This is a genomic window from Pontimicrobium sp. MEBiC01747 (assembly GCF_053601635.1).
On sequence record NZ_JBSHNS010000475.1, the window covers coordinates 1 to 10,469 of the forward strand.

Sequence of the window (10,469 nt, forward strand, 5' to 3'; positions counted from 1 at the left end):
CCAATTCGTTCCATCGTACACTTCTACAATACCACTATCTGACCCTCCAGATCTGTAAAACTGATCGAAGTCTAGGAATAGACCAACGGCTCCAGTGGTATCAAAAACTGGTGAGGTTAGCGTTTCTATTAATTGTGTACCATTTCCATTGGCATCACTATCAACAAAAGCTCCAGCCGTACCATCAAGGTCGTTAAAACCGCCTTGTTGTCCAGAGGCCCATGAGTCTCCTGTGGCAGCCCCTTCATCTGTAATGGTCCAAGAAGCAGGGATTTCTGTATCAAAATTTTCTTGCAAGTAAGTTTGCGCGCTAAGCGAAAAGCTAAATGAAAGTAAAATTAACAGTAAGGTAATCTTTTTCATTATATTAAGGTTTATTTTGGTTTTTAATGTTCTAAAACTAAAAAAAAACCCATGGCTAAACAGTTAAATGTTTTAATTATAGATTAAATACATTTTTTAACGACAAAAGGACGTGTAATTAATTAAAATACCTAACAATTGTTAGTTTAATGTAAATTTATTACTCCTATCTGTTAAATAGGGATATGTTAAGGTGCTGGATTAGGATTATTTTGGTGTATTGTATTTATTTTTTCTAGAAGGTTATAGGTTAACTCGATATTAATACTATCTATGTTTTCTTTTAATTGCGCTATCGAGGTTGCTCCTATTATATTACTGGTAATAAAAGGTCTCTGATTTACAAAGGCTAATGCCATTTGTGCTAAAGATAAATTATTATCTTCTGCTAATTGTAAATACTGTTTTGTAGCTTTTGTGGCTTGTTCACTACTATATCTAGCAAATCTTGGAAACAATTTTAAACGTGCATTGTCGCTAGCGGTATTATTTATATATTTACCAGATAATACGCCAAAAGCCATAGGAGAATAGGCTAGTAAACCAATATTCTCCCTAATGGCAATTTCTGCCATATCTCCTTCAAAAACTCTATTAAGTAATGAATAAGCATTTTGTATGGTAATTGGTCTAGCTAACTTATTGTATTTAGACTCTTCTAAATAACGCATTGTACCCCATGCTTTTTCATTAGATAGCCCTATGTTACGTATTTTTCCAGTTTTAATAGCATTATCTAATGTGTGCAGTACTTCGTTAAAATTATCTTGCCAAGCATCATTAGGGTTATGGTTGTAGTCTCTAACACCAAAGGTGTTAGTTTGACGTTCTGGCCAATGTAACTGATATAAATCTATATAGTCTGTTTGTAGTCTTTTTAATTCTAAATCTATAGCTTCATTAATTGCAGAAGGGCTAAATCCTGTTGTACGAATATGTGCTGTGTAATCTCCAGGACCAGCTATTTTTGATGCTATTACAACTTTATCTCTGTGTCCTGTTTTTTTTAACCAAGTTCCAATAATTTTACTTGTACGCCCAGAGGTTTCTGCTGTTGCTGGAACAGGATATAACTCCGCTGTGTCTATAAAGTTAACACCATTGTTAAAAGCATAATCTAATTGTTCATGTCCTTCGGCTTCTGTATTCTGGTTACCCCATGTCATAGAGCCTAAGCATATTTTGCTAACTTTTATATCTGTATTTGGTAGTGTTGTATATTTCATTATTGAGGTAAAATTATTTAACTTGTGTTAGTTCTATTACATCTTATTTAAAAGCTTAGAAAGCTCATCTAATTTTGGTGTTAAAATAACTTCAATTCTTCTGTTTTTTGCTTTTCCTTCTGGTGTGTCATTAGAGGCGATAGGGGCAAATTCTCCTCTTCCTGCTGCGGTTAAATTATCGGCATTTATTTTAGCGTTTTCTTGTAAAATTTTAACAATAGCTGTTGCTCGTTTAGTAGATAAATCCCAGTTTCCAGAGAGCTGTCCAGAGCCTTTAAAAGGAGCATTATCGGTATGCCCTTCAATTAAAACTGCTATTTCTGGGTTCTCCGCTAGTACGGTTCCTAATTGCTTAACTGCTTTTTTACCTTCTGTACCAACAGCCCAACTACCAGAATTAAATAATAATTTATTTTCCATAGAAACGTATACTTTTCCATTGCGTTGCTCTACAGTAAGGCCTTTGCCTTCAAAATCTGTTAATGCTTTAGAGATTGCATTTTTTAAATCTGTCATTGCAGCATCTTTAGACGCAATAACACTTTCTAGTTCTGCAACGCGCTGCGAACGGTCTTCTAATTGTTTCTTTAAAGCTTCTAATCTAGAATTTTCTGCTGCTAGTGCTTGTTCTTTTGCTTCTAATTGTGCTAATAATTCTCTGTTCTTTTTTGTGTTAGCTGCAATTGCAGAAGAACTATTAGATTCTAAAGCATCATAAGAGGCTTTAAGGTTCTCTAATTTAGATTTTGTAGCATTGTAATCGTTTTGTAATTGATCTCGTTTTGCTACCGCATTTGCATACTCTTGTTTAAGCTTGGCTAATTCGTTTTCTGTTTCGTTTTTAGCTTGTAATAAAGCTTCGTTTTCGTCTTGTAAATTTCTATTTTCCTTTTTTAAATCTACATATTTATCTTCTAATTCTTTATAAACTTTAGGAGATACACATGCGGTTAAACTAGTTATAACTAATGCTATGGCAAGTATTTTTTTCATTTGTATATTTTTTTCTATTTGGGGTTTAATCTTCTAGTTCTAGTAATATAGGGCAATGATCACTATGTTTAGCTTCTGTTAATATTACTGCTCGTTTTATTTTATCTTGTAATGGTTTTGTAACCATGGCATAATCTAAGCGCCATCCTTTGTTATTGGCTCTAGCATTGGCACGATAACTCCACCAGCTATACTCTACGCGTTCTGGGTTTAAATACCTGAAAGAATCAATTAATCCACTGTTTATAAAATTTCCAAGCCATTCACGCTCTTCTGGTAAAAAACCAGATACGCCTTTCATTTTTGGATTGTGAATGTCTATAGCTTCATGACAAATATTATAATCTCCACAAACAACTAAGTTGGGTATTTCTTCTCTTAAATTGTTTACATAGTCTAGTATTTGGTCCATGTAATTAAACTTAAAGGTTAGTCTGTCTAAGTTTGTTCCAGAAGGTAAATACATACTCATTATAGAGACGCCATTAAAATCGGCACGAATATTTCTGCCTTCAAAATCCATGGTTTCTATTTCTGTTCCGTATTCTACATGGTTGGGCTCTATTTTACTTAAAATAGCCACGCCGCTATATCCTTTTTTTTGTGCACTATACCAATAGTTGTATTTGTAACCAGCAGCTTCAAAAAGAGACAAGTCTAATTGCTCCTTCATTGCCTTGGTTTCTTGCAAACAAATAACATCTGGGTTAGCACCTTTTAGCCACTCTATAAAACCCTTTTTTAATGCAGCTCGTATACCATTTACGTTGTATGAGATTATTTTCATGTTAGTTTTGAAGTAATTTTAGCTAAAATAAATAATGCTTTACATTTACACTATTAAATTAAAACAGTTTTAACGAAAACTATTAACAAAATATATTTGAAAGTTTTTAGTTAACCATAGTATATTACATGCTTTATTGTATTTAATGAAAGAGAATTATCATCCTAATTAAAGTAGAAAAGGATGAAAATAAAGACTTAAGAGTCCTAAATGAAATTTATAATTACACTTTTTATATTGCTTATAGGCGTTTCTGTTTTTGCTCAAGAACAAGATTCTAATTATAAGCGTAAAACAGTTGCAGTATCTTCTAGTATTGTTATAGACAGTGTAAGTATAAACCCTAATAATTTTTCTATAGAACGTAAAGATAAAACTGTTATAGATTCTACATTTTACACTGTAGATTTTGCAAAAGCAATAGTTTCTTTTAAGAAGCCCATTGCAACAGATTCTATTGTTATAAACTATTTAAAGTACCCTAAATTTCTTACTAAAACCTATCAGCAATTTGATGAAGCAGTTATTGTTGAAAACAATGATAAGCTTAATAAAATATATAAAATATCCAGACCAAATGTAGAAAAAGAGTTCGCTCCTTTTGATGGATTAACGACTTCTGGTAGTATTTCTAGGGGAGTAACCATTGGTAATAATCAAAATTCGGTATTAAATAGTGAGCTCGATTTACAAATTACGGGGCAATTAAATGATAAAGTTTCGCTTAGGGCTTCTATACAAGATGCTAATATTCCTTTGCAAGAGAGTGGTTATTCTCAAAAACTAGATGAATTCGATCAAGTGTTTATTGAGGTATTTAGCGATAAATGGAATATTAGAGCAGGAGATATAGATTTAGAAAACAAGAATTCTTACTTTGCTAGTTTTTCTAAACGTGTACAAGGATTGTCATTACGTGCTAATTTAGGTGATGAAGATGCTAGTACTAATTTATTTGCTTCAGGAGCGTTAGTAAGAGGGCAGTTTACCACGAGTCAATTTACAGCACAAGAAGGTAACCAAGGCCCGTATAAATTACAAGGAACAAATGGAGAATTGTTCGTGTTAATTGTTTCTGGTAGTGAAACAGTTTATGTAAACGGTATTGTTTTAGAACGGGGTGAAAGTGAAGATTATATAATAGATTATAATGCTGGTGAGATTATTTTTAATTCAACATTTCCTATCACCTCCGAAATGCGTATTACTGTAGATTATCAATTTAGTGATAGAAATTACTCTAGATTAGTAGCTTATGGAGGAGGAAATTATACGAGTGATAAACTAAAAATTGGAGCTACAGTATATTCTGAAAATGATGCAAAAAACAATCCGTTACAACAAAACTTATCTACGGAACAAGTTGAAATATTAAGTAATGCCGGAGACGATACTACACAAATGGTAGGAGATTCTAGTGTAGAAGAAACCTTTAATGAAAACAGAATTTTATACAAAAAGGAAATTATTAATGGCGTTGAAGCATTTGTGTTTTCTAACAATCCTGATGATACTTTATTTAGTGTGCGTTTTACCAAAGTGGGAGATAATGTAGGAGATTATGTTTTAAGTAGTATAAATGCAATTAATAACATATACGAATATGTACCACCAATTGCTGGCGTACCTCAGGGAAACTTTGCGCCCATAGTACAACTAGTAGCACCAACCAAATTGCAAATAGCTGTTGTTAATGGAAGCTATACACCTTCGGAAAAAACAACTATTAACTTTGAAATAGCTGGGAGTAAAAATGATTTAAACCTATTTTCAGATTTAAATGATGATGATAACGATGGTTACGCCATAAAACTTAATGCAGAACAAGCACTTATTAAAAAAGATAGTCTTTGGAATTTGAGCACTTTTGTAGATGGCGATTATATAAATAGAGATTTTAGAAATATTGAAGGACTTTATAATCCTGAATTTAATAGAGATTGGAATTTAGAGCCACCAGTAAGTGGTACTCAAATTGTTGAAAACTTAGGAGATCAAGCATTGTTAACCTCTGGCGTTAAACTATTTCATGCTAAAAAAGGTATTGCAAGTTATAAATTTGAACACTTAAATTATTCTGAAGGGTTTAACGGTAATAAACATAATGTTTTGGCAAATTTGTTATTTAGTAAGTTTGTTGTTCGTTCGCAATCAAGTTACTTAAAAGCTAATTCTACATTAAATACATCTACGTTTTTACGTTCGTCTAACACTGCAATATATAATTTAAGTAAAAGCTGGGTAGGTGCTAGGTTTGCTACAGAAAATAATGAACAAAAAGAAAAAACAACAGGAGATTTAACAGCATTATCACAAAAATTTAATGCGTACGAAGGGTTTTTTGGAGTGGGAGATAGTACCAAAATATTTGGTGAAGTTGGTTATAAATATCGCGTAAACGATAGTGTAAGAAATAACCAATTACAACGAGTAAACACTTCTAACACATATTATTTAAAATCTAGATTAATTAAAAACGACCGTTCTAACTTAGCGTTATATGTTAACTATAGAACTTTAGATAATGCTATTGAAGAAGAAACAGATGAGCAGTCACTTAATTCTAGACTACAATACAATCAGCGTTTTTTTAAGAATTTTATACAATGGAATACCGTATACGAAACCAATTCTGGAACTTTGCCACAACAAGACTTTACATACGTAGAAGTCGAGCCTGGACAAGGTGCCTATGTTTGGTTTGACTATAATGGAAATGGAATACAAGAAATTGAAGAATTTGAAATTGCACAGTTTCAAGATCAAGGAAGTTATATACGTGTTTTACTACCTAACCAAGTATTTATAAAAACACATCAAAACAGACTAAGCCAAACATTAACCCTTAATCCATCAGATTGGATTAATTCTAATAGTAAAAGTAAGCGCTTTTGGTCTCATTTTTACAACCAAAGCTCGTATTTAATAGATAGGAAGATAAAAAGAGAAGGCAATACGTTTAATATAAACCCTTTTGAAAAAGATGAAGAAAACCAATTAGGGCTTCAGCTTAATTTTAGAAATGTGCTCTTTTTTAATAGAGGGAAACAGCATTACACTACGTCTTATACATATTTAAATAACGAATCTAGAAATGTACTCACTGTTGGTTTTATTGCAAACGCTTTAAAAAGTCACCAATTAAACTTTAATCATAAATTAGGAGCAAGTTGGTTGGTAAATATGCTTGCCAATTTAGACCAAAATAAGAGTGAGAGTGAAAATTTTTCTACTAAAAACTTTAAAATAAACGAGCAAAGTTTAAACCCTAAGCTATCTTATTTATTAAATGATAATACACGTTTTGATATCTTTTATCAATACACAAATAAAACCAATACCATTGGAGGCTTAGAAACCTTAAAGCAACAAAAATACGGTACATCTTTTGCTTTTTCAAAAAATCAAAAAACGGCAATATCTGGAGAGTTTAATGTGTTTTCTAATATATTTACAGGCAATGCAAATTCACCTGTAGGTTACCAAATATTAGAAGGGTTACAGTCTGGTAAAAACTTAACTTGGAGTTTGTTAGCACAGAAAAAGCTAACTAAATTTTTAGACCTTAACTTAAATTACCAAGGAAGAAAAACAGAAACTAGTAAAACCATACATACAGGAAACGTACAGCTTAAAGCCTATTTCTAACTTTTTTATGAATTTTTAACGCAACCTTTTTCAAGTTAATGTATCTTTATTTAGAATAATTCTTAATAATTAAAATAAAATCAACTTATGAAAAAATATTCATTAGTGTTTATTACAGCACTTTTATCATTATTTAGTGCTACGGCTCAAGACACTAAAACTGAACCAGAAACAATAACTATAACAGACAAAAAGCACGAAGTAAGGCTAGGTGCTATTAAACTTCTAGCAGGACCAATTTTTGAAGGTGTTTACGAATATGTTCAAGACAGTAATAGAGGTTTTGGTGCAGCTATACTTTTAAATTTAAATTCAGATAACGAATACCCTGAGAATTATTCTTTAACACCTTTCTATAGAATGTATTTTCAAACTAAAGAAGATTACGGAGCAAAAGGCTTTTTTGTAGAAGGATTCACTTCATTTTTTGGAGGGAAAAATTATCAGGTTGATTATATTGAAGACGATAGCGGTAGTTTTAGAGAAAAAGACGAGAGTTTTTTCGACATTTCCATTGGGTTAGCATTAGGTAAAAAATGGATTAATTCTGCAGGCTTTGTTTTTGAAATTAAGTTAGGAGGCGGTAGAAACCTATTAAATGGTAGTGAATTTGAAGCTATTGTTAAAGGAGATTTTTACATAGGATATCGTTTTTAATTAAGTAACGAATACTTACATAAAGCAAAAAACGCCTAAACAATAATTGTTTAGGCGTTTTTTTAAGTTATTTGATTTCGTTACCATTTTTGTCAAAAAAATGATATTCTAAATATGTGTAAGCATCTCTAGGTATAATTTTGACCCATTTTTTGTGTTCAAAAAACCATTTTGAACGTATAGATGGAAAACCTTTTGTTAAAAAGGCTGCTATAAAAGGGTGCGTGTTTAAAGATATCTTTTTATAGTCTTTTTTAAATAATTGTTCGAGCTGTTGAGTAATTTTTTCTACCAATACAATTGGTGCTTCAACCTCACTTCCATTTTCTCCATTAGGGTTTTCCTCACGGGTTTTAATGTTCATTTCAGGTCTTACTCTTTGTCTCGTAATTTGAATCAATCCAAACTTACTTGGAGGTAATATTTTGTGTTTGGCTCTATCATCTTTCATTTCTTCACGAAGATGATTAAAGAGTTTTTTTCTATTTTCAGCATTAGTTAAATCTATAAAATCTACTACTATAATACCGCCCATATCTCTAAGGCGAAGCTGTCTTGCGACTTCTGTAGCAGAAATTAAATTAACTTCCATAGCTGTATCTTCTTGCGAGTTAGATTTATTAGACCTATTCCCACTATTTACATCAATAACATGTAGTGCTTCAGTATGCTCTATTACTAAATAGGCCCCTTTTGCCATAGAAACAGTTTTTCCAAAAGCTGTTTTTATTTGTCTTTCTATTCCAAATTTTTCAAAAAGCGGAATTTTAGATTGATGTAGTTTTACTATTGACTCTTTCTTTGGTGCAATATTTTGCACATACTCTTTAATTTGAATATAAAGCTCTTCATCGTTTACGTGAATACCAGTAAACGAGTCGTTAAAAATATCTCTTAATATAGAAGAGGCTTTATTTAATTCACCTAAAACTTTTGTAGGGTGGTGAGCTTTATGCAATTTTTTACACATTGCGGTCCAACGACCTAGCAAATTTTGTAAATCTTTGTCTAACTCAGCAACTTTTTTGCCTTTGGCTACTGTTCGTATAATTACGCCGAAACCTTTTGGTGTAATGCTTTTTACTAAAAGCTTTAGCCTGTCTTTTTCAGCTCTATCTTCTATTTTTTGTGAAACAGAAATACGGTCTGAAAAAGGAACTAATACAATATATCTACCAGCTATAGAAAGCTCAGAGCTTATTCTAGGGCCTTTGGTAGAAATAGGTTCCTTTACAATTTGTACTAACATTGATTGATTTGATTTTAAGATATCGGCAATTTTGCCATCTTTATCAATATCTTTTTCAAATGGGTAGTCTTTTAAAGAAAAGTCATTTAATTTACCTGTGCTTACACGTTTTGTGAATTTTAAAAGAGTCGATATTTTTGGTCCTAAATCGTGATAATGCAAAAATGCATCCTTCTCGTAACCTACATTAACAAATGCAGCATTTAGGCCAGGAACCGCTTTTCTAATTTTGGCAATAAACACATCACCAACAGAAAAGTTGTTACTATCTTCATCCTTATGCAATTCAATAAGTTTTCCATCTTTTAATAAGGCAAAATCAACAGCTTGTGAACTAGATCGAATAATTAATTCTCTATCCATTTCGTTAATTTTTATCCATACAATTAAGTACAGATGGATTATACATTATTTTTTATCTACTAATTGCATCGCAATTACCAGATAGAATACCTTAATTAACCTTGGTAGTTTAAGATTAACTTTTTACTAAGGTATTTCACAGGATTTTCTAAATCCGGTGAGCTTAACAAATACGCAAGGTTTTACGTATTAATACATTAAACTCAATTTCAAAGAACATTGTTTTTAACAAACCAAAAAAGTAGTTTAAAAAACTACTTTTTTGAATTATTTTTTCTTTTTGTGACGATTAGCGCGTCTTCTCTTTTTACGCTTATGCGTTGCAACCTTGTGTCTCTTTCTTTTTTTACCACTTGGCATAAGATGTCGGTTTTTAAATTAATAATTCGTTTTAATACTTTTTACTTTACGTCTACATTGGTTTTTACACCTTCTACAAATACTTTTGCAGGTTTAAATGCAGGGATATTGTGTGCTGGGATCTTAATTGTTGTGTTTTTAGAAATATTTCTACCAGTCTTTTCGGCTCTAGTTTTAATTATAAAACTACCAAAACCTCTTAGATATACATTGTCTCCGCTCTCTAAAGATGTTTTTACTTCTTCCATGAACGTTTCAACCGTTGCTTGCACATCTCCTTTTTCAATTCCTAATTTCTCAGAAATTTTTGACACTAAATCAGCTTTAGTCATTCTCTTTACCTTTTATTTGTGTTACTATTAATTTTAAGGGTGGGCAAATATAGGAATTTAATATTCAATATTTCAAACCTAATTCATTAAAATTTAATACAATAAACGATTACTTTTGTTATTCGTATTTTTTTTAAAAATGAATTTATCTAAAACTTTAACAAGCTGGTATTCAGTTAATAAGCGAAATTTGCCTTGGCGAAATACGCAAAACCCTTATTATATTTGGCTTTCAGAAATCATTTTACAACAAACTCAAGTTAAACAAGGACTGCCATATTACAACGCATTTACCGCTAAATTTCCAACAATTTACGATTTAGCTAACGCAGATGAAAGTGTTGTTTTAAAATTATGGCAAGGTTTAGGTTATTACTCTAGAGCTAGAAATTTACATGCCTCTGCAAAATATATTGTTTTTGAGTTAGGAGGTGTGTTTCCTAATACTTATAGTGAGATTATAAAATTAAAAGGAGTAGGCGATTATACAG

Annotated in this window: 8 protein-coding genes and 1 pseudogene; 3 read left to right on the forward strand and 6 right to left on the reverse strand. The window is 31.5% G+C overall.

Annotation, left to right across the window (positions count from 1 at the left end):
* The 4 genes from ACVC2P_RS15610 to ACVC2P_RS15625 all read right to left on the reverse strand — a co-directional run.
* Positions 1-363: choice-of-anchor J domain-containing protein (locus ACVC2P_RS15610; protein WP_452599386.1), on the reverse strand; the 363-nt coding region annotated here is incomplete at its 3' end.
* A gap of 188 nt (positions 364-551) precedes the next feature.
* Complete coding sequence (locus tag ACVC2P_RS15615; RefSeq protein ID WP_452599387.1) at positions 552-1,589, reverse strand: aldo/keto reductase; 1,038 nt, start codon at positions 1,587-1,589, stop codon at positions 552-554.
* 36 nt (positions 1,590-1,625) lie between these two features.
* Complete coding sequence (locus ACVC2P_RS15620) at positions 1,626-2,582, reverse strand: OmpA family protein (RefSeq protein WP_452599388.1); 957 nt, start codon at positions 2,580-2,582, stop codon at positions 1,626-1,628.
* A gap of 25 nt (positions 2,583-2,607) precedes the next feature.
* Positions 2,608-3,369, reverse strand: a complete 762-nt coding sequence (locus ACVC2P_RS15625) for an exodeoxyribonuclease III (RefSeq protein ID WP_452599389.1) — start codon at positions 3,367-3,369, stop codon at positions 2,608-2,610.
* A 210-nt stretch (positions 3,370-3,579) separates the two neighbouring features.
* On the opposite strand from ACVC2P_RS15625, the gene ACVC2P_RS15630 reads away from it, so the two are divergent.
* Both ACVC2P_RS15630 and ACVC2P_RS15635 read left to right on the forward strand, forming a co-directional pair.
* Entirely contained in the window at positions 3,580-7,017 is a 3,438-nt protein-coding gene (locus ACVC2P_RS15630) for a hypothetical protein (protein WP_452599390.1), read from the forward strand.
* 87 nt (positions 7,018-7,104) lie between these two features.
* Complete coding sequence (locus tag ACVC2P_RS15635; RefSeq protein WP_452599391.1) at positions 7,105-7,674, forward strand: hypothetical protein; 570 nt, start codon at positions 7,105-7,107, stop codon at positions 7,672-7,674.
* A gap of 67 nt (positions 7,675-7,741) precedes the next feature.
* Here ACVC2P_RS15635 and ACVC2P_RS15640 read toward each other — a convergent pair whose 3' ends face one another.
* Both ACVC2P_RS15640 and ACVC2P_RS15645 read right to left on the reverse strand, forming a co-directional pair.
* A complete protein-coding gene (locus ACVC2P_RS15640; protein WP_452599392.1) occupies positions 7,742-9,286 on the reverse strand; it encodes an Rne/Rng family ribonuclease in 1,545 nt (514 codons plus the stop codon).
* Positions 9,287-9,687: 401 nt separating this feature from the next.
* The gene (locus ACVC2P_RS15645; RefSeq protein ID WP_452599393.1) at positions 9,688-9,978 is read right to left on the reverse strand and encodes an HU family DNA-binding protein; all 291 of its coding nucleotides are present in this window, start codon (positions 9,976-9,978) and stop codon (positions 9,688-9,690) included.
* Positions 9,979-10,117: 139 nt separating this feature from the next.
* Between ACVC2P_RS15645 and ACVC2P_RS15650 the strand changes: the two are divergent.
* Positions 10,118-10,469 (forward strand): annotated as a pseudogene (locus tag ACVC2P_RS15650) (A/G-specific adenine glycosylase); the annotation flags it as partial.